Here is a 20353-nt window from a genome sequence, read left to right as displayed (position 1 = left end):
TCCGGAACAGACTTGTAGTAGTTGTAAAGGCCGTGCTTCCGAAAGGAATGCGCGGCTTATTTTCGTTCATGAACTGACATACTTCCTGCTCTTTCGCACTGCTGCAATATCGCATGTCTGAAGGAAAGCGAGTACCAAACGGGGCCTATGGCTGGACGAATTCCACGTGTTTTCATCAATGACTTGCTGGCTCGCACCGACATCATCGATCTGATCGATGCCCGTGTTAAGCTCAAAAAGCAGGGCAAGAACTATCATGCGTGCTGTCCGTTCCATAACGAAAAAACCCCCTCTTTCACCGTAAACGGTGAAAAACAGTTTTACCATTGCTTCGGCTGTGGGGCACACGGCAACGCCATCGATTTTTTAATGAACTATGACAAGCTTGAGTTTGTCGAAAGCGTTGAAGAATTATCAGCGATGCACAATCTTGAAGTGCCTTACGAAGTCGGTAGCGGACCAAGCCAGATTGAGCGTCATCAACGGCAAAGTCTTTATCAATTGATGGATGGCCTTAACGCCTTCTATCAGCAATCCCTGACTCAACAATCGGCTGAATCTGCGCGCCAGTATCTGGAACGACGTGGTTTAAGTAACGAAGTTATTCAACACTTCGCCATTGGCTATGCTCCTCCCGGCTGGGATAACGTATTAAAGCGTTTTGGTGGCAATAGCGAAAACCGTCAAGCGCTGACGGATGCAGGCATGTTGGTAACTAACGATCAGGGGCGCAGTTACGATCGTTTCCGCGAAAGGGTGATGTTCCCCATCCGCGACAAACGGGGTCGGGTAATTGGTTTTGGTGGACGTGTGCTGGGCGATGGCCAGCCTAAATACCTTAACTCCCCGGAAACCGATATTTTCCATAAAGGCCGCCAGCTCTATGGCCTGTATGAAGCACAGCAAAGCCAGCCTGAACCAGCACGTTTATTGGTTGTGGAAGGCTACATGGATGTGGTGGCATTGGCGCAATACGGCATATCGTACGCCGTTGCTTCATTGGGCACCTCAACCACCGCTGACCATATCCAGTTGTTGTTTCGGGTGACGGATACCGTTGTCTGTTGTTATGACGGGGATCGCGCAGGGCGTGACGCTGCATGGCGTGCTCTGGAAACTGCGCTACCTTATATGACGGATGGACGTCAGTTGCGCTTTATGTTCCTGCCTGACGGTGAAGATCCCGACACGCTGGTGCGTAAAGAAGGAAAAGAAGCATTTGAAGCGCGCATGGAACATGCTCAACCGCTTTCGACGTTTCTTTTTAACAGCCTGATGCCTCAGGTTGATTTGAGTTCACCTGATGGTCGTGCGCGGCTGAGTACTCTTGCATTACCCCTGATTAGTCAGGTACCTGGTGAAACACTACGCATTTATTTGCGTCAGGAACTGGGAAACAAACTAGGCATTCTGGACGATAACCAGCTTGAAAAGCTGATGCCAAAGCTTGCGGAAAGCAGCGCCCCGCGCCCGGCCCCACAGCTAAAACGCACAACCATGCGTATACTGATAGGATTGCTGGTCCAGAATCCGGAGTTGGCCCCGAGTGTGCCACCGCTTAACGGTCTGGAGCAGGCGAAGTTGCCAGGGTTACAACTCTTTATTGATTTGGTGAACACCTGTCTGGCACAACCTGGTTTAACCACCGGGCAGCTTTTAGAGCTATATCGCGGCACAAATGAAGCTGCCACCCTTGAAAAACTCTCTTCATGGGACGATATAGCAGATAAGGACATTGCAGAAAAAACGTTCAACGATGCACTAGAACACATGTTTGATTCCGTGCTGGAGTTGAGGTTTGAAGAATTGATGGCACGTTCCAGAACAACCGGGCTTACCCCTGCGGAACGTGAGGAAGTCCGTGTGATAACAGAATCACGCGCGAAAAAGTAAATTTTATCGGCTTAAGTGCCGAACATTAATCGGGTCAAACCCGAACGCCGCAAGGATGGGCAGCGGCAATAAAATAAGTCAGCCCTCGTTACGTTATTGTTGGCGGTTTCGCCGACCGACACCAACCCTAATACTGAAGTGTGGATACCGTCTTATGGAGCAAAACCCGCAGTCACAGCTTAAACTTCTTGTTACCAAGGGCAAGGAGCAAGGCTATCTGACCTATGCCGAGGTCAATGACCATCTGCCGGAAGATATCGTCGACTCTGATCAGATCGAAGACATCATCCAAATGATCAATGACATGGGCATTCAGGTGATGGAAGAAGCACCTGACGCCGATGACCTGTTGCTTGCTGAAAATTCAAACAACACAGACGAAGATGCGGAAGAAGCTGCCGCTCAAGTACTGTCCAGCGTAGAATCCGAAATCGGGCGTACTACCGACCCGGTTCGCATGTACATGCGTGAAATGGGTACCGTTGAGCTGTTAACCCGTGAGGGTGAAATCGATATCGCTAAGCGTATCGAAGACGGCATCAACCAGGTGCAGTGCTCCGTTGCCGAATATCCGGAAGCGATCACTTATCTGCTTGAGCAATACGACCGCGTTGAAGCAGAAGAAGCTCGTCTGTCTGATTTGATCACTGGTTTTGTTGACCCTAATGCAGAAGAAGATCTTGCCCCTACCGCCACTCACATTGGTTCTGAGTTAACAACCGAAGAAAACAGTGACAGTGACGATGAGGAAGATGAAGACGACGATGCTGACGATGACAACAGCATCGACCCGGAACTCGCTCGTGAGAAATTCGGTGAGCTGCGTACGCAGTACGAAAGAACTCGCGACACAATCAAAGCGAAGGGCCGTGCTCATGCCGATTCTGCCGCTGAGATTCAACAACTGTCTGAAGTCTTCAAACAGTTCCGCCTGGTACCGAAGCAGTTCGACTACCTGGTAAACAGCATGCGCGTCATGATGGACCGCGTTCGTACTCAAGAACGTCTCATCATGAGATTGTGTGTTGAACAGTGCAAAATGCCGAAGAAAAACTTCATCACACTGTTCACTGGCAACGAAACCAGCGAAACCTGGTTCAACGCAGCCATCGCAATGAACAAGCCATGGTCTGAGAAACTGCATGACGTTGCTGACGACGTGCATCGTAGCTTGCAGAAACTGCAACAAATTGAAGAAGAAACCGGCCTGACCATCGAGCAGGTTAAAGATATCAACCGTCGTATGTCCATCGGTGAAGCGAAAGCTCGTCGTGCGAAGAAAGAGATGGTTGAAGCAAACTTACGTCTGGTTATCTCGATCGCTAAGAAATATACCAACCGTGGTCTGCAATTCCTCGACTTGATCCAGGAAGGCAACATCGGCCTGATGAAAGCAGTTGATAAGTTTGAATACCGCCGTGGTTATAAGTTCTCTACTTATGCAACATGGTGGATTCGTCAGGCTATCACGCGTTCAATCGCTGACCAGGCACGTACCATCCGTATTCCGGTGCATATGATTGAGACAATCAACAAACTCAACCGTATTTCACGCCAGATGCTGCAAGAGATGGGCCGTGAGCCGACGCCGGAAGAATTGGCAGAACGTATGCTGATGCCAGAAGACAAAATCCGTAAAGTGCTGAAAATCGCTAAAGAGCCTATCTCCATGGAAACGCCAATCGGCGACGATGAAGATTCGCATCTGGGTGATTTCATCGAGGATACCACCCTCGAGCTGCCACTGGACTCTGCAACGTCTGAGAGCCTGCGTAACGCAACTCACGACGTTCTGGCAGGCCTGACAGCACGTGAAGCGAAAGTTCTGCGTATGCGTTTCGGTATCGACATGAATACCGACCACACGCTGGAAGAAGTGGGTAAACAGTTCGACGTTACCCGTGAACGTATCCGTCAGATTGAAGCGAAGGCCCTGCGCAAACTGCGCCACCCGAGCCGTTCTGAAGTACTGCGTAGCTTCCTGGACGATTAATCTTATCGCCCTTCTAAAAGCCCTCTTCGCGAGGGCTTTTTTATGCCCGTAAGAATGTCATTCCAGTCAGTCTTCGTGTCCGTGTTGCCCGATGAAGTACCAGAAGTGAAAAGCATAAGAGTTTGATTAGGCTTTGATTATAAAAGCAGCAGATGTCACGCAATCACTGGATTGATGCTGCAAGTTACATTATAATCCTGCGCCACGGCCCCTTAGCTCAGTGGTTAGAGCAGGCGACTCATAATCGCTTGGTCGCTGGTTCAAGTCCAGCAGGGGCCACCAAATAAAACAAGGAGTTAGATGAGAAATCGTCTGACTCCTTTTTCGTTTTATACGAATCGGGTCAGGTAATGGGTCAGGTAAGGAATTGCCTCCCTGCCCTCTTCATCTCGCTGCCAGCATCCCTGGATAGTGCTTCGCCACGATATCATTCATCTTTTCTGTAAGATCGTACCGCTTAAAAGTGATGTGCGCTGTTCCCTTCTGGAAGTAACGGATACTAAAGAAATCATCTTCGTAGACATCCTTCGACGGGTTGTCCCGAATATGATCCATCAAACGTATAGTGACATCGCCACGGTTGTCGGGTATCGGTTTACCATCCAGCAGAAACAGCATTCGCTCCAAATCTGCCAGTTGATCCCGACGCCAGCCCCTGCTCAAGCTAAATCCCCAGCGGTTACACGTAACCAGATTGTTGATGATGACCTTCTTACCAAAGCTGCAGGGGCTATTGGTCTTGTAATTCCACGACAGGCCTTTGAAGACATTGATGACGCCACGTTCGAAGACGTCCATTTTGTTCAGATGTAGCTGCTCAAAAGTACTGAGTATATTGGCTTCGCTGATGGCTGGAATATTATCGCCTTCAAGATTTCTGTCCCATTGCTCTCTGGCCTGGGCATCCATCAGGCTAAGCATTCCTGATTTTTTCATCAAATCTCGCCATATACTGCGATCAAGATTGCGGGTAATGACGTCCATGGCGGTTGCCATTTTCTCCATTAACCAGCAACCCGAGCGAAAGTCTTCTCGCATGCCCCAGTCTTTTGCCATCCCACCACCAAGACTGCGGGTCAGTGTCGAGATGTCATCAAGTTGCCGGATGAGGGATTCAATCTTTTCCAGCGCAGCATTGCGGCCTGTAACAATACGTTCAATGCTGGTCGAACAGATAAGCTCATTGTGTTCCGTTAATACATCGGATTCTGTTTGCATCGTAAATCGTCCATTAAAGCAAACACGCCTGCAGGGAGTTGCAGGCGCATTATGCGGTGAATAAATAGAGTGGAAAGTACAGGGGTAAAAATCAGGAATGAGGCTCGAAGAATTTACGTATTCATTAATCCGGTAGCTCGCTTTGCTCTGAGAATATCGGTAGCCGTCAGGAACGGTGTCTGCTCCTGCCATGTAAACCCTTTGCGGTCAGTGCGTATTAGTTCATAACGTTCCACCAGGAAATTCACCGCATCAGCCAATGTTATTCCCGCTTCGATATGCTCCTGAATGGCCGTGTCATCATGGAATGGCGTGTCGTTAAGTGTCAGACCGTAATGGTGTTCTAATAGGTAAGTTAACAGTTGCTGCCAGACCTGCACGGGCGACAGGCGTGACGCAACCTGCACCGTGGCCGGTACAGTTGAGATTTGCATATGTTGAGTCTCTTAAATAAAGGAGGAAAAGGTTTGAAGGATTACGATGCAGGGATAAAGCTAAAGATCAGTCTTTAACCTATTTTGAGGGATAAATTGCGATATATACATACCCATGACTGCCCAACGTATCGGCTTCACAGGTCAACCCATTACGGTACAGCGTGACGCAATGCGCGTACCGGGGGTTCAGTTCACAGGAGAGCAGCATCAGCTCCAGATGTGCGACAAAATGAGGGAAGGCTTCATCCAGTTGTAGGGCCTGTACCTCACTGAACATACCGGTGAATCCTGCCCGGTCTGCCAGAAAATGCAGACGATTACCTTCCTGCACCAGCCGTGCTCCGAAGCATGGCGTGATATCTCGTTTAAGACCCCAGGTTTGGGTAGTGTCTTTATTCATCATTTTATTCCTGTTAAAGAAGACCATGTTCGGCGAATGAGAATATTTGCCTGCCGCCGACAATCAGGTGGTCGGGTACCCGGATTTCCACCAGCATCAGCGCCTTTACCAGTCGTTGGGTAATGGTTTTGTCAGCCTGGCTAGGGTTTACCTCCCCGGAAGGGTGGTTATGGGCAAATATCACCGCCGCTGCGTTAAAGTACAGCGCGCGTTTCACCACCTCGCGAGGATGAACTTCAGTGTGACTGAGGGTGCCGGTGAAGAGCGTTTCGTGAGCCAGCAGCTGGTTCTGGTTATTAAGGTACAGCACGATAAATTCCTCGCGCTCAAGGGTTCCCATCTTCAGCCTGAGCCAGTCGCGAGCCGCCTGTGTGGAGGTGAAAGCCACCCCCGGCTCACGCAGATGGTGGTCAAGCAGATTCAGGGCTCGCTTAATGGTGCGCTGTGAGGTCAACGGTAGTTCCGGCGTAAACAAGTTCAGTTGTTTCTCCATGGCAAAACTCCTTAATCAATGATGGCGAGAATGGCGTGGGATTCGGGATGGCTAAGGGCGTAATCCCTCAGTTGGTAGTAATGCTCTGTCATGGCATCGCACTCTGTACGACAGGAATGGTGGCTGTACTCAATCAGGCACACAGCAATGCCCGCTGCTTCTTCGCTCATTTCCGCGCTGTTGCCATTCATGTTGTTTAACAATGTCCATTTCTCATCATTCTCAGCTTCGGGTGCCATAAATGCACCACCGTTGCTGAGTGTATGGAAATGCCAGATACCACCGTTGTAGTCTTCACAGAAGCGGTCCATCCAGCCAAAGATACGGGTCTCGATAAAAATCCACTGCGGGATACGCCCGAAGTGCAGCGGCCAGAAATCCAGGCGCTGTTCATCGGGTACCAGGCTGGCCGTAATGAGGGTAGACATGTGTGAATCACTCATCGGCGAGTGGGCTGTATCAGTTTGTGTGGTCATGGTTTTGCTCCGTAATAAAAAAGCCAGCCGGTAAGGGCTGGCGTGATGTAGTTGATAAAAATCGGGATAAAGCGGGTGAGTCTGAAGAGAGAAAACGGTGTTGCGATTGAATGCAAAAGGCCCCTGCTGCGAGAACAACAGGGGCCTGGAGTGGTTATGTGATGCCCCGTAAATGGGGCAGATGCGTTATCAGAAAGCGACTTTCAGCGTTGCCTGACCGTTGTAGCCATCAGCACTGCTACCGCTGACGCTGCGGGTATAGCCACCCTGTATACCCAGCGTCACGTTCTGGCGGATAAGCGCATCAATACCGGCCTGGAAATCAACAGATGAGCCATCCTGAGACGGGCTGAAGCTGACATTGCTGCCTGCTGTCGCTGTGCCCATGCTCATATCGCCGTCTGAGCTGAAGGTACGGATAACAGAAGGACGTACCCACCAGTTCACCGGCAACTCGCTGACGCTGTGCTTCATGCTGTCAGCAAAGCCTGCGACTGTAGAGGTCCCTTTACCGAAGTCCATTTCAGACGAACTACCGAAACGGAGTCCGGCCCGGACATGCTGTGCACTGCCGTCGCCAAAGTTCACATAACCGCCGCTATCATGACCATTATCCAGAGACAGATCCTGCCAGACGTACTGCAGTTGTGGCTCCAGCACCAGTCCCTGACTGATGTTAAACGGCAGACCGGTTTCCAGTGAGGCAAGCCAGCCGGTACCCCGGGTGTCGAAACGGTTGTCTTCAGAGCTGGCTTTCAGGCTGTGACGTGAACCCTGCGCCACCACATCGGCCCACAGCCCGCTGGTTGCATGAACCGCTGTCAGATAACCGCCGAGGCTGTATACCGTATCACGCACGTAGCCCGCTGCAGAGCGGTCATCGTTTTTCACATCCACCAGCGACTGACCGGCAGCACCATACAGACCACTGGTCAGGGAGAGTAAGCCGGTATCATGCTTCAACAGGTCACCACCGAGCTGAATAAAGCCGTAGCTGCCGCTGCTTTCCGGCGTGTCGCCCTGTGCAATACCGCCGTTACCGTCATGCCCGGTATGCCCGCCCTGAATACGCCCCCAGAGACCTTGGTCAGTCACCGCACTGCTGCGCTGGCTGTATGAACCTGCCAGTGCCCGGTCGTAATCCATGCTCTGCGCAAACACAGAGGCGTAAAGTGCCACTTCGGCACGGTAGCCGGCTTCGCTGGAGAGATACCAGTTCTCATCGGCACTGCCGTGGTTCAGGGTGTAGTTATACGCCCCGGCCTGCAGTTTACGACCCAGTGCAAAAGCACCCGCATCGGTAGTGGCTCCGTTAATCGCATCCACCACTTTGATACCGTTGCCGGTAGTGGCAAGGCCGAGCCCGGCATCACCGGCATTAGTGAAGTTCAGCCAGGTTTTACCGGTTGCTCTTCCGCCGTCAATCACCAGCATATCGATCGGGAAGGTCGGGTCATCAAGGCGAAGGGACAGGTTAATTGTGCCGTTGCGGCCCGTCAGATTCGTTACCGTCAGCGTTTCAGGGACAAAGTGACTGCCTGTGGCTGGCGTAAAGCTGATGGTTCCGGCGCTATCCAGGTTGTCGAGCACCGATTTAACCGTCGCACCACGCTGAATATTCCAGCTGGCACCACTGTCGAGGGTGACATCGGTCGGGTCAATCGCCCCGTTCATCACTGAGTTACCGGTCAGGCGCACCTGCGTGCCGGACTGCGCAATAATGTCGCTGTTGATAACGGCATTATTCAGCGCCAGCGTTCCCTGACTGAGGGTCACCTGTGACTGGGACAGCGTGCCGTTGCTGACCGTCAGGGTGCCGTCCCCGTCCTTGAGTAACTGACCGTCACCGCTCACCGAACCACTGATGGCCGAGTTACCGTTGCTGAAATGCAGTTGTCCGTTGTTGGTGGCATTCCCCGTCAGCGACGCGCCGTCATTAAAGGTGGTGGTGCCGGTAAGTGTACCGCCCTGCGCCACATTCAGCGTACTGCCCGCCCCTACGGTGGTGTTATCCGCACTGCCGTTGCCCAGGACGGAAAACTGGCTGCCATTATCGAGACGCAGGTTGCTGGCTTTGCCGGTTGCCGCATCAATGCCGAAGACGCCGGAAACGTTCGTGCCACTGACCGTTGCGCCAGTATCGGCAATCAGCACGCCGCCGCTATTCATGATGATGTTCTCTGCCTTACCGCCGGAGGAGACAGCCAGAATACCGCCCTGATTGACCGTAGTGGTATCGGCACTGCCGTTGCCCAGTACATCAAGACGCCCGCCGTTTTCCAGCAACACGTTAGTGGCACTCGCAGTCGCCGCATCCACGCTGAAGTTACCCAGGCTGTTGGTCCCGGACACGGTGGCAGCGGTACTGGTGATCAGTGCCCCACCAACATTCATGGTGACATCGGTGGCGGTGCCCCCGGCGTTAACCTGTAGCTTACCGCTGTTATTTACTGTGGTGTGGTCCCCTGTCGCGCCGTCTTTTACCACCTGCCAGCCGTTGGCATTAATCACCGTATCCGATGCCGTGGCCCCGGAATGGACGTACTGATTCCCGCCGTCCAGTCGGGTATGTTGTGCATGACCATTCACACTCTGGTCGCCCCCAGCTTTAATCACTGTGCCGGTGGCAAGGCCTCCTGTCGCAATAATCTGCCGACCATCGTTATTAATGGTGGTATCAGTTGCGGTACCGGCAACCCACTGCCCGTCAGAGTTCTCCGCATCCGGCCCGCCCTGTGCACCGGTATTGACCACTGTACCGGAAGCCTGTGCGCCGGCTTTCACCAGCTGATATCCGCCCTGATTAATCAATGTGCCGGAAGCCAGTCCACCAGCATGCACCCACTGTTCACCACCATTAAGAATAGAGTCAAAGGATTCACCATGGATGCTCTGACCGCCGCCGCTGTTAACGGTTGTGTCTGTGGCGCTGCCGCCATCCAGTACTGACTGCAGTCCGTTATTGTTAACGGTAATTTGTTTTGCCACACCACCTGACTGTACAAACTGACCGCCGGTATTCGACTCGTCATCATCGCCATATTCCAGGCCGGTATTAATGACGGCGCTGTTAGCCTCGCCGAAGACCAGCTGCGCGTCGTGATTGCTGATGACCGCGCCATTCACCACCTCACCGGCGGCTACTGTACTGATATTTCCCGGTGAATCATCGGCCAGTACCGCAGGGCTTGCCACCAGTCCGGCAACGGCCAGCGCCAAAACAGCACCGCTACGTTTTCCTTTTGCTTTTGCCCGCTCTGAGACAACAATAAATGCTCCCAGAACGTCGTTCCATACCAGCCGGTAGCTGGTGTTCAGGTTTCGCTTCATCGTATTACCTTATTATTGTGTGCAAATTAAAAAGCCTGCCTCCACGAGAAGCGGAGGCAGGCCAGTGAATAAACGTTATGTAGAAGAAAGTGCATCCAGCGATTGCTGGATGCACCGGATATGCGGCAGAGCCCGGACAAAACCGGTGTCTTCCCCCAGCCGGTACAGGCGTTCGTTACGCCTGAATACCTCCGTTGTGGGCTGCACTATATGGATTTCACTCAGGGTGAAAACTGCAGGATGTCCGTTATATTCGGCTATCAGATACCAGTCTCCTTTCTGTGCAATCAGACGGTAGGGTGCCAGCCGTTCACAGCGCTGCCCCTCTGCCAGGAGGGTCACGCGCTGACAGGTATTGATGGCTTTTACCAGACGGTAAAAAGACAGGGGTGCAGAAGGTTTGCCTGTCTTAAAAATATCTCCGGCCAGGCACGGCGCGTCATCACTGGTCAGCAGGATGTTGACCAGCCGACGGTCCAGACCGGGAAACATGCCCGCCAGACCGGTGCGGTGGGCAAAGGTGAGCACGTCCAGCTCACCCTGAGCACCGGCATTCGATGAGCGCAGGTGGCAGTAACCGTTCTGATACTCCAGGTCCAGATAAATCAGCCGCTCACGAAAATCCCGCCGCAGGGTTCTGACCGATACCCCAAACTCGATAGCCAGCTTACGCACGCTCAGCGTTTCGCCTGCCACCAGGCGGCTGATAATCAACGACAGCCTGACAGCCAGCCGGTCATGGCGACGCTCTGCCTGTGTCATGTGAAACTCTCCGTGTAGGTTAACCTGCTGAAAATGGATGTGATTACTTTAAAGAGGGGGGCGGACAGGGTATGGACACTGTAAAAACTATTTTTTCGTTTTGCGAAGATGAGCGCTGGCAGGGGTTACAGAGGAAATAGACTGTTTTTTCAGCAGGTAATAAAATTCAGGAAGGACAGGTGGTGTCCCTTTTTAACGTAACGCTAACAACTCACTCTATGTGTGTTGCCCGTTTTCAGGACATCTGTGTCAGCAGCGTCTCTGCCATCACCCACAGGGCCCGGTTAAGTTTCACATCGCCATCTATGCCACGTACCGCACGGGTATGGGTTCGTCCACCTTTTGCACTACGACCACTTAGCCCGCCCTTAATAAGGTTCTCCTGAATGCGCTGATAGGTGGTCCACAGGTCATCGCTGTAATCTTCATAACGCCTTGGTGTCAGGACTTGTGCCGGGGTCACTGGCTGGTGGTCTTCACCAAACCGATAAGTAATTGCCGCTTTCGCCAGTGCCTGCCGGGCCGGTGGTGGAAGCATCAGCGACTGCATGGCATCGCGCTTTTCCTCCACCCGGTCAAAAATCCCCAGTACTTCATACGCCCCTTCAATCACCTGACTCACCACATCCCCTTTATGCGGAACGCGTACCTCACCAAAGGTCTCACCGCAAATCAGCCCATTCTGGCAAACCTCACGAAATAATCCCGGCAGCATCTGGTACGAACTGGAACCGTCATGTGAATTCAGCAGAATGATTTCTGGCACCTGCTTGACAGTAATCTGGCCCTCACGGCGCAGGCGTAACATGTGCTTTGTATGCTCGCGACGTTCCGGGTCACGAACCCGGGTCTGACAGGCAAAGAACGGCTGAAAGCCTTCACGTTGCAGGCTGTCGAGCAGAGTAATGGTGGGTATGTAGGTATAACGCTCACTACGTGAAGCATGTTTGTCTTCGCTGAAGACACTGGGCACCGTACGATACAGCTCTTCATGGGTTAACGGACGTTCACGACGGATAACATTTGCAGCGCCAAAGCGCGAAGCCAGACGGGTCATAAGCAGATTCCTTACTGAAATTAAATAAAGAAAAGCCCTGTCGCACAGGCGACAGGGCTCAGGGAATAGCAAAGGGTTGAAGAAAACTCAGAAGAAGAAACTCCAGACGGCACGGGCGACCGATACCACGGTATTGCGTACAGCTTGAATGATTGCCCGGATCGGGGCTGGTAGCAGCGGCATGGAACTTACTGTGTCCAGCACCGAGCCAACCGTTTCACCAAAATCGTCACAGGCTTTTTTATTAACGGCATCGCTACGAAGCGGCGCACTGAGCTGTGCCGCTACCGGGCTGGTGGCCTCACGAGGCAAACAACGAATCATCCGCTCAGCCATCACCCTAAGCCCCCATTGCAGGCGTGTTGATACAGTACACACCGGATGCACGGGCTGGAACAGTTCATGCAGCAGGCAGATTTTACGGCTGATGTTCTGCTTTTGCTCTGTGGATAGTTTATTGCCACCACTGGTGGGCTCGACTTTATCAGCCTGGCTGATAACAAACAGCACCTTATGCCGGTAAGACTCACCGATCACGTGGCGGTAAAAATGTTCATCCACCGCCAGCGCCCGGTCATCGGCCTTAATCAGCCACAGCACCAGGTCCAGCCGGGGAAACTGTTGCCGATAAAGCGCAGCATATTCAGCATCGCGGGTACCGTTTTCACCGACACCCGGTAGATCCACCAGCGTCATGCAACGCTCGCCTACCTGCAGACTAAAGCGCAGTGGTTCGCGCGTACAGGCGGCCACATCGCTGACAGGTGAAACCTCACTGGCAAACAAGGCATTGCACAGCGACGATTTTCCCGCCCCGGTTTTGCCCATAATGCCAATCACCGGCTCATAGTGAGTAAGCTGGTTTATTTGCTTCAGAATACGTTCTGACGCCCACTGTGGCAGGCCAGAAAGCGACCGCTGCAGCGACTGCAAGCCTTCAGATTTTTTCATCACTACTCCTCTGAAATGAAAACAAAAAAGGCAGAACCGTGAGGTTCTGCCGTTAATGCGGTATGTTCAGTTGAATGATATATATCTGAATATTTTTACAATGCTGATAGGCCGTTCTGTGCTGTGAGTTCAATTGGTCGATGCAACGCTAGGTTTAAATCAAGTGGTAACTAGGTGGTAGCCTGAAATATAGTCAGCGATTGAGACTGAATAACACAATGAGTCAGTTCTTTTAATCCCACTGAATTATTCCTGGCATATTACGCACCCGAATGCTCCTACCTCAGTACAGGCAGCGAAAAAGGACGATAGCAACCAATATAGCTGGACGAAATATGGATTGGCAGTATGGCCCGCTTCAATGTCCTTGAATATTTGCTCAACAGCGGCCTTGCTCAGTGATGAAGTCACTATGGCCACCCGTTTGGAGGTGTGAGGCGCATTCCTGCAAAACTCCACAGCAGCCCTTGACTCAGCAGGTGTGCCACGGCATGTTCGATGAATGCCAGTCCTTACTTTGTTGTTGGTGTAAAATCGCTCCCAGCGTGCAAACTTTTTACCCATGGCTGGAGCGGGCAGCGTGAGGTTGCCTAGGTTCTTGATAGCCTGGCTTACTGATACGTGAAATGCACCAGCGCCAAGAGTCAGCTCACCGTGCTTTGCATGATAGAAGGTGACTCTTGGTGAAGCAGGATCGGTTCTAAACCCAACGAAATCCGCCCATTCATCTCCAAGATCATCGCAGACTATGACATCGTCTTCGCGGGCGATCGTCGACAGTACAGCGCCAAATGTAGAGTCTGGATCGAACGTACGATGGGCAGCAGTAAAGGTACCTTTTTCATCTGTGACAGTTGCTAACTCTGCATTACCGAAAAGATAGCCCAAGAACTGTGTGCCACCGTTGACCAATGAGTCGTCTTGGTAAAGGCTGCCGTCTAGATAGGCAAATTTCGGCTGGTCAAATAAGACGATAAACGTGTCCTGTTTGTCGATAAACTGCTTAAGCGGGGTGCAGTTATCGTCCGCACCAAGTGCAAATTGAGTATCCTCTACGTATACATCGGCGAGCAAAGGCAGTGTAAGGCGTTTCAAAGCGATTCGCGTTTTATTGATCGCGATCTCACCTACCTCTACACCTGTTCCCTGCTGGGAAACCATGTGTTTGCCAGTATCGTTTTTAGCGACGTACAAGATATCTGTCAGCTCCGTGAGTATCAAATCGACTTCAGCCTTTGGCAGCTCACGATAGCCTCCTCCGTCAGGTTTGACCAAGCGGATAATTTTGTCATCAAAGATGGCCTGTCCGAGAATAGCGGTATCAACCGCAAACTGGGCAGGGCTAGCCGTCAGATCTGATAGCTCCATCGGCCGCGCGAAAGCTGCTAGGAAAGGTGAAGAGGTTGGTCTGCCAGGACGAGGGTGTAAGCGATCAATGATTTGGCAGGCATAATCAACTAAATCCAAATAGCCCGAGCGATCCGCGCGAAGAGAAATCCGCCCGGTTCGCGGCGTCGTTGAAAAGTGTTTGTCCTCTTCAGTAAAGCTGTAACCCAGCGGGGCAAATCGAGCCGAGGAAGCCATACCTACATTGTTCTGGAGGTTCTCGCCTTCAAGCGTCTTGCTGCGCAATGCAAGGCGGGATAGATTCATATGCCTCAGTCGGACCCGGGCAAATACCGAGTCCTTACTTGTCAGTCCACGGTCGATATCTTGGGCGCTTATACGCTGCAAGTGCCGCTTGGAGAAATAAGCAGGGATATCGATCTGGGATTTGAAAATGGCAACATAATCGCGATGCTCGACGATCAGCAAATATCCGGTTACCCGGTCGATCACACTTTGAGAGCCAGGCAGAAAAGCCGGTGCCTTGTCAAACTGAAAGCACAAAGCAGACCAAATTGACGCCCCGTGGGGCTGCCGAATGAAAGAGAAAAGATTGTTGGAAGGGGAAGTTTGCGCCTTTCTAATAGCCCGGAACAATGCCGTGATCGCAACTGTCGTGATTGAAGCTTTTTGGCGGTAGAAATAGCAAGATTTGCTGGCTTGAAGTTCATCGATCATGGTCGATTCCCTACGAAAATGGATGAAGCGAAAGTACTTCAGCCTCAAATGCTAACCCAGCGCTCTCATTAGTGTCTAGATAGTTTGTTTCGGGTAATAGTGGCTGTTGTGAAGGACCGTTCTGTGCCAGAAGCGGACATTTCTAACAACACGGAGCGTTAATCAATGGGGTGCAGGTCAGTCGGAGGAGTCAGTCGACGCTAGGGGAGCTGCGGTTTACGCGTTACGGAATGTTTTTCGCCACTCTCTGGGGCTGACACCGAATTTTTCCCGAAACTGCAGCCTGAACGTTGCAGCAGACTGAAAGCCCGCTTTCTCAGCGACCTGTTCTACAGGAAGATCCATGTTCTCCAGTAACTCCTGACTCCTATGCAACCGTGCTGCTGTAATCCACTCAACGACGGACATACCGGTCGCTTTCGTGAAATGTCGCGTCAGCGTCCTGCGGCTCATTGAGGCGTATGCGGCCAGAGAATTAATATCGTGCGGCTCCTGAAGGTTCTGTAGCAGGTGATCAAGAACCATGTTAATTCTACCGTCGGCGGTCTTTTGCGTGACGTGATGATTGATATACTGTGCCTGACCACCTTCACGGTGTGGAGGCGTGACCATCCTACGGGCAATGCCATTAGCCACAAGGCTGCCAAAATGTTGACGAATAATATACAGACAGCAATCCATCGCCGCAGCCGTTCCCGCCGATGTAGTCAGTCCACTGTCATCAACATAGAGTTCATTAAGATTTAAATGAACTGATGGAAACAGCTCCCGAAAATCATCCTCATATTCCCAGTGCGTTGCTGCCATATGCCCATCCAGCAAGCCTGCATAAGCCAATACGAAAGTGCCCAGGCACAATCCCACAATCTGGACTCCCGCTTCGCGTGCTTTAACCAGAGCGTCAAGCAGAGGACTGGATGGTCGTTTCCGCACATCTCCCCAGAAGGGCACAATGACGATATCAGCCTGCGCTAGCACCTCCAGACCATGATCGGCCTGTATTGCCGTTCCTTCCTCAGACCAGACGAGACCTGGTTTTTCAGCGCATATCAGGCGGGCAAAAAGCTGTTGGTCTGTGACGGTCTCACCAAAAAGAATCAGCGGAACTGATACGTGATAAGTGCTGAAGCCCTGGGTAACAAGAATGGCAACTGTGATCACAGATATTGTACTCCCTGAGGATCGGTTGGTGTCAGAACGTGACAGCTTCGCCGTCAGCAGGCGCTGAAACGTAGCTCTGAATATGGTTAGCGTACGCATAATCCAGAACTTCCTGTCGTGTGACCAGACAGTGGTTTACAGCTTCCATGTGGGTGGCAACTATTTGGGCTTCAGGCAATACAAAGTGAGCCTTCAAAATATCTTCTTTACCAAAGATGATTGCGCCAAAGCCCAGAACATGAGCCCAACCGGTATTCATAATCAACACCCCCGGCATATATTTGCGCATGTTTTGTTCAATGACTTTCACCCAGATAGAGTCACCCACAAGATATACGGTTTTTTCTGCTGGATGACGGAACACCACACCACAGGCATCGCCAAGAATTTCGGCCATCTGCGGGTTGGTATAGGCTTCATCTGAACCATGCTGGCATGCTGTCTTAATGAGTTCAATATCTTCAAAGCGGCTGGTTTCGGTCAGAGTAACCAGATTCGTAAAACCCTGAGCACACAGCTGTGTTTCATCGTTCTCATTCTGGACGTAAATCAACATATCCTTCGGCACAATATCTGCAGCGGCCAGATCCCAGTGATCCGGATGAGTATGGGTAATAATGATTGCGTCCACATCAAGCAGTAAGCTTATATCCAGAGGCAATTCCACCATAGGATTACGAATTTCTGAGCGAGCCGTTCCCTCAAAACCATCCCATGCATCTTTATCAGAAAGCATGGGATCGATAAGAAACTTCTTGCCTGCATATTCGAGGATTTGGGTCGCATTACGGATCTGAGTAATTTTCATTTTGTGTTCTCCCGAACGCTATTTAATTTGGTAAGAACCACGGCTACCATGGCCCGATAACTAATTGTAGTGATTATCGGGTAACTCAACAGTGTCCTAAAGGCCAAGTTTCACGCATATCGGGTCAAAATACTGCCAGTAAAGTCAGCAACATAAGCCAAATCTTTTATGTCCGCTTCTCGCTCAAAGCAGACCTACGGCTCGGTTGGCTGTCCGCCTCGTGCCAAAAGCGGACTTTTCTTACCCGGTAAAAACAAGCCAAAGGGTCCATAATTACATGTATTACGGACCCTTACGCAGCAGCTCACTCATTCCTCCCCCGAGGGGATTTACAGGGAATCAGGGCCAACAATCATTGACTTTTTGTCACCTGCGGCAGTTTCCATTCATTATTCATGACGGCATCCTGAGGTTGATACATACGGAACAGTAGATAGAAGTTGCCCTCAGGTGCAGGTAACCAGTTTACGTTCGGGTCGGTAGGTTTTTTTATGGCTGAGTGAAACAGTAATACTGCCATCAGGACCCTTGACCAGGCCTTCCGTGTCGGTGCCCACTTTGTAGCGATTGAGCTCATTGTTAACCAGCATTTTGGTTTTGGCATCGTACATGGTGATTGACCAGAACGCGTTCACCGGAGGCTCGCTCGGCAGCTTGATGATGTAATCATTAGCGCCGGTCAGCGGCTGGTTCTCGCTGTCGTTATAGCGGATTGGATAGATGGCCTCTTTCTCACCCTGCCCACCGAGATATGGCCCGGAAACTAACGCAGGCAGTGGGTAGTTATAGCCGAAGGAATCTAGCCCTCGCACGTAACTCCAGCCATTCCGGTCTTCGGAGGTACTGGTTAATGTAGACGCTGCGACATTTGGTGCATCCTCCAGGCCGCGTTTCACGCCATCAATCATCACCTTTGGCGCAATGCCTTTCCGGCCAGTAAAGCTTCTCTGCAGGGATATTATCGAACCAGTTTTGCAGATAAAACCAGGCATCAATGGCCGCCTGGCGTAATGCTTTTGTGGTCTTCTCATCGGGATTAAATGGCTCGCCTTTATGAATGCCCAATGAAGAAAGCATCCCCATCATGATTTTGTCCTGTTCCCTGACAGGCTCAACACTGGCTATCGCGTGCAGATCTTTGAAATGTCTTTCGTCGTAATATGGAAGTGTTGGATAGCGTTCGTTGCGCGTTAACGCCATGTTATCCCTTACAGAAAGATGAACTAAGATAAATTTACAGTTCAGTGTAGCTGGAACTTTCTATACAGCCTGTTTTGATAAGGCCGCCGCCAAAGTCGATGACCATTTTTCTATTCCCGGTGCATCTTCGTTTACAGGATGAGTCTGTCGGAAGGTCTTTAAATGTGAATGGTACGATTATGCGGGGTGGTTACCCGACGACGATAACCGGTCAATTTACTGGTAGTTGTTAATGATAGTTAATCTTTCTAATAATCAATCAACCACTCAATTTATATGGATTTAAATATTCACGCTTTCTTTTGAAATTGATACCAGCAGATTAACGACTCGGTATTTCCGTGCATTTACCCAAACTTTCTTTTCAAGATTAATAGTTTCTCTTCTAAACAAGTCTAAATGTAATAACGAATTTCTCGTCTTGACTATACTCATTTAGTCCCTAAATGAACGGAGTCCCAAAGATGCTTAATAACGTCCCTTTTAAAAGGACAATGATAGCCAGCATGCTTACATTAATGTCTGGCGCCGTGTCCGCTGTTGAAGCCACTCCCGCCACAGCCTCACCCGAAAACGCACCGAAACAAGACGCTTCAAAACCCAACATCGTGGTTATTTTCGGTGATGATATTGGTTACTGGAATATCAGTTCTTATAACCAGGGCATGATGGGTTACAAAACACCGAACATCGACAGTATTGCCAATGAAGGCGCCAAATTCACCTCCTACTATGCAGAACAAAGCTCAACGGCTGGGCGTTCTTCGTTCATTACCGGGCAAATGCCATTCCGTACCGGGATGAGTAAAGTCGGTATGCCAGGTGCACCACAAGGCCTGAGCAAAGAAGATCCCACCATCGCCAACATCCTTAAACAGCTCGGATATGCTACCGGTCAGTTTGGTAAAAACCACCTCGGTGACCGCGACGAATTCCTGCCAACCGCACACGGTTTCGATGAATTTCTCGGCAACCTCTACCACCTGAATGCCGAAGAAGAACCAGAAAATCCGGATTACCCGAAAGATCCTGAATTCCGTAAAGAATTTGGCCCACGTGGCGTCATTAAAAGCTCGGCCGACGGCAAAATTGAAGATACCGGCCCACTGACGGTTAAACGTATGGGCACCGTTGACGAAGAAACACTCGCCGCAAACAACGACTTCATGGAACGTCAGACCAAAGCTGGTAAGCCGTTCTTCACGTGGTTTAACACCACACGTATGCATAACAAAACTCACCTCAAAGATGCCAGCATTGGCGCGACAGGTCTTGGGACTTACGCTGACGGCATGGTAGAGCATGACAAAATGGTCGGTGAGGTGCTGCAAAAGATTAAAGATTTGGGCATCGAAGATAACACTATCGTTCTCTACACCACCGATAACGGCCCGATGACGGCAACCTGGCCTGATGCGGGTATCACTCCGTTCCGTGGTGAGAAAAACACCGGCTGGGAAGGCGGTTTCCGCGTCCCTGCCATGATCAAATGGCCAGGCCATATCAAACCGGGCAGTCTGGTAAACGACATCTTTGGCAGTAACGACTGGTTCCCAACGCTGGTTGCCGCAGCGGGTGTTCCGGATATCAAAGAGCAATTGCTGAAGGGCTACAAAACCCCATCAATCACCTACAAAGTCCATCTTGATGGCTATAACCAACTCGACTTCCTGCAAGGCAAAGGCGAAGACCCGCGTAAAGAGTTCTTCTACTGGAGCGATGACGGCGACTTACTGGCAATCCGCTACGGCCGATGGAAAGCGCACTTCATGATTCAGGAACACACGGGTCTGGATCTGTGGCGTTATCCGTTCACCAAACTGCGTGCGCCAATGATCTTCGATCTGGAAGTTGATCCGCTGGAGAAAGCTTCCGACGGTATGGGTTACCAGAGCTGGTTCTACGACCGCATGTTCCTGATGGGCGGCGCGCAGAAATACGTGAAAGAGATGCTGGCAACCTTTAAAGATTACCCACCTCGTCAGAAACCAGGTTCATTCACCGTTTCCGATGCCGCGGCAATGATCGAACAAGGTTCAAACGCGAATAACTAACTCGCGGTGAATCAGGTGGATTAATTAATCCGTAGGGTGGATAAGCGCGAGCGTCA

The 20353-nt window shown here is 51.1% G+C and carries 18 protein-coding genes and 1 tRNA gene; 4 read left to right on the top strand and 15 right to left on the bottom strand.

From position 1 onward, the window contains the following. The first annotated feature begins 147 nt into the window (after positions 1-147). The 3 genes from dnaG (at position 148) to M979_RS20680 (ending at position 4168) form a co-directional block, all read left to right on the top strand. The gene (dnaG, locus tag M979_RS20690) at positions 148-1893 is read left to right on the top strand and encodes a DNA primase (RefSeq protein ID WP_064556238.1); all 1746 of its coding nucleotides are present in this window, start codon (positions 148-150) and stop codon (positions 1891-1893) included. A gap of 154 nt (positions 1894-2047) precedes the next feature. Next, a complete protein-coding gene (gene rpoD / locus M979_RS20685; RefSeq protein ID WP_034460813.1) occupies positions 2048-3886 on the top strand; it encodes an RNA polymerase sigma factor RpoD in 1839 nt (612 codons plus the stop codon). 206 nt (positions 3887-4092) lie between these two features. After that, positions 4093-4168: transfer RNA gene (locus M979_RS20680), tRNA-Ile, on the top strand. 102 nt (positions 4169-4270) lie between these two features. Here the strand turns inward: M979_RS20680 and M979_RS20675 are convergent. From M979_RS20675 to M979_RS22865, 15 genes are all read right to left on the bottom strand, one after another. Further along, a complete protein-coding gene (locus M979_RS20675) occupies positions 4271-5104 on the bottom strand; it encodes a DUF4942 domain-containing protein (protein WP_064556237.1) in 834 nt (277 codons plus the stop codon). Between the two features lie 113 nt (positions 5105-5217). Continuing rightward, positions 5218-5538 carry a TA system toxin CbtA family protein gene (locus tag M979_RS20670; RefSeq protein WP_064556236.1) on the bottom strand — a complete coding sequence of 107 codons (321 nt, stop codon included), beginning with the start codon at positions 5536-5538 and terminating at the stop codon, positions 5218-5220. Positions 5539-5617: 79 nt separating this feature from the next. Continuing rightward, a complete protein-coding gene (locus M979_RS20665; protein WP_064556235.1) occupies positions 5618-5941 on the bottom strand; it encodes a type IV toxin-antitoxin system YeeU family antitoxin in 324 nt (107 codons plus the stop codon). A gap of 13 nt (positions 5942-5954) precedes the next feature. Continuing rightward, complete coding sequence (locus M979_RS20660) at positions 5955-6434, bottom strand: JAB domain-containing protein (RefSeq protein WP_064556234.1); 480 nt, start codon at positions 6432-6434, stop codon at positions 5955-5957. An 11-nt stretch (positions 6435-6445) separates the two neighbouring features. Further along, positions 6446-6910, bottom strand: coding sequence for an antirestriction protein (locus M979_RS20655; RefSeq protein ID WP_064556233.1), 465 nt, complete (start codon positions 6908-6910; stop codon positions 6446-6448). A gap of 189 nt (positions 6911-7099) precedes the next feature. Further along, entirely contained in the window at positions 7100-10240 is a 3141-nt protein-coding gene (locus tag M979_RS20650; protein ID WP_064556232.1) for an AIDA repeat-containing protein, read from the bottom strand. Between the two features lie 75 nt (positions 10241-10315). Next, positions 10316-11002: a DeoR family transcriptional regulator gene (locus tag M979_RS20645; protein WP_064556231.1), complete on the bottom strand. Its 687-nt coding sequence runs from the start codon at positions 11000-11002 to the stop codon at positions 10316-10318. Between the two features lie 235 nt (positions 11003-11237). After that, a complete protein-coding gene (locus M979_RS20640; protein ID WP_064556230.1) occupies positions 11238-12059 on the bottom strand; it encodes a DUF932 domain-containing protein in 822 nt (273 codons plus the stop codon). Between the two features lie 87 nt (positions 12060-12146). Beyond that, complete coding sequence (locus M979_RS20635) at positions 12147-13010, bottom strand: GTPase family protein (protein ID WP_064556229.1); 864 nt, start codon at positions 13008-13010, stop codon at positions 12147-12149. 246 nt (positions 13011-13256) lie between these two features. After that, positions 13257-15074 carry a hypothetical protein gene (locus tag M979_RS23650; protein ID WP_209439643.1) on the bottom strand — a complete coding sequence of 606 codons (1818 nt, stop codon included), beginning with the start codon at positions 15072-15074 and terminating at the stop codon, positions 13257-13259. Between the two features lie 216 nt (positions 15075-15290). Then, positions 15291-16241 carry a GlxA family transcriptional regulator gene (locus M979_RS20625; protein ID WP_064556245.1) on the bottom strand — a complete coding sequence of 317 codons (951 nt, stop codon included), beginning with the start codon at positions 16239-16241 and terminating at the stop codon, positions 15291-15293. Positions 16242-16266: 25 nt separating this feature from the next. Continuing rightward, positions 16267-17043 carry an MBL fold metallo-hydrolase gene (locus tag M979_RS20620; RefSeq protein WP_064556228.1) on the bottom strand — a complete coding sequence of 259 codons (777 nt, stop codon included), beginning with the start codon at positions 17041-17043 and terminating at the stop codon, positions 16267-16269. A gap of 352 nt (positions 17044-17395) precedes the next feature. After that, positions 17396-17563, bottom strand: coding sequence for a DUF1214 domain-containing protein (locus M979_RS23965; protein ID WP_243839628.1), 168 nt, complete (start codon positions 17561-17563; stop codon positions 17396-17398). Beyond that, a complete protein-coding gene (locus tag M979_RS20615; protein ID WP_243839633.1) occupies positions 17490-17951 on the bottom strand; it encodes a DUF1214 domain-containing protein in 462 nt (153 codons plus the stop codon). Before M979_RS20615 ends, M979_RS23965 begins: the two co-directional genes overlap by 74 nt. Then, positions 17944-18243 carry a hypothetical protein gene (locus M979_RS22865; RefSeq protein ID WP_243839629.1) on the bottom strand — a complete coding sequence of 100 codons (300 nt, stop codon included), beginning with the start codon at positions 18241-18243 and terminating at the stop codon, positions 17944-17946. The genes M979_RS20615 and M979_RS22865 overlap by 8 nt, the downstream gene beginning before the upstream one ends. Before the next feature lie 464 nt (positions 18244-18707). Here M979_RS22865 and M979_RS20610 point away from each other — a divergent pair, with 464 nt between their 5' ends. Beyond that, a complete protein-coding gene (locus M979_RS20610) occupies positions 18708-20297 on the top strand; it encodes an arylsulfatase (RefSeq protein ID WP_064556227.1) in 1590 nt (529 codons plus the stop codon). The last annotated feature ends 56 nt before the right edge of the window (positions 20298-20353 follow it).

This window comes from Buttiauxella noackiae ATCC 51607 (assembly GCF_001654865.1).
In the GTDB taxonomy this organism is placed as follows: Bacteria; Pseudomonadota; Gammaproteobacteria; order Enterobacterales; family Enterobacteriaceae; genus Buttiauxella; species Buttiauxella noackiae.
This window is presented reverse-complemented; position numbering and strand designations above follow the sequence as displayed.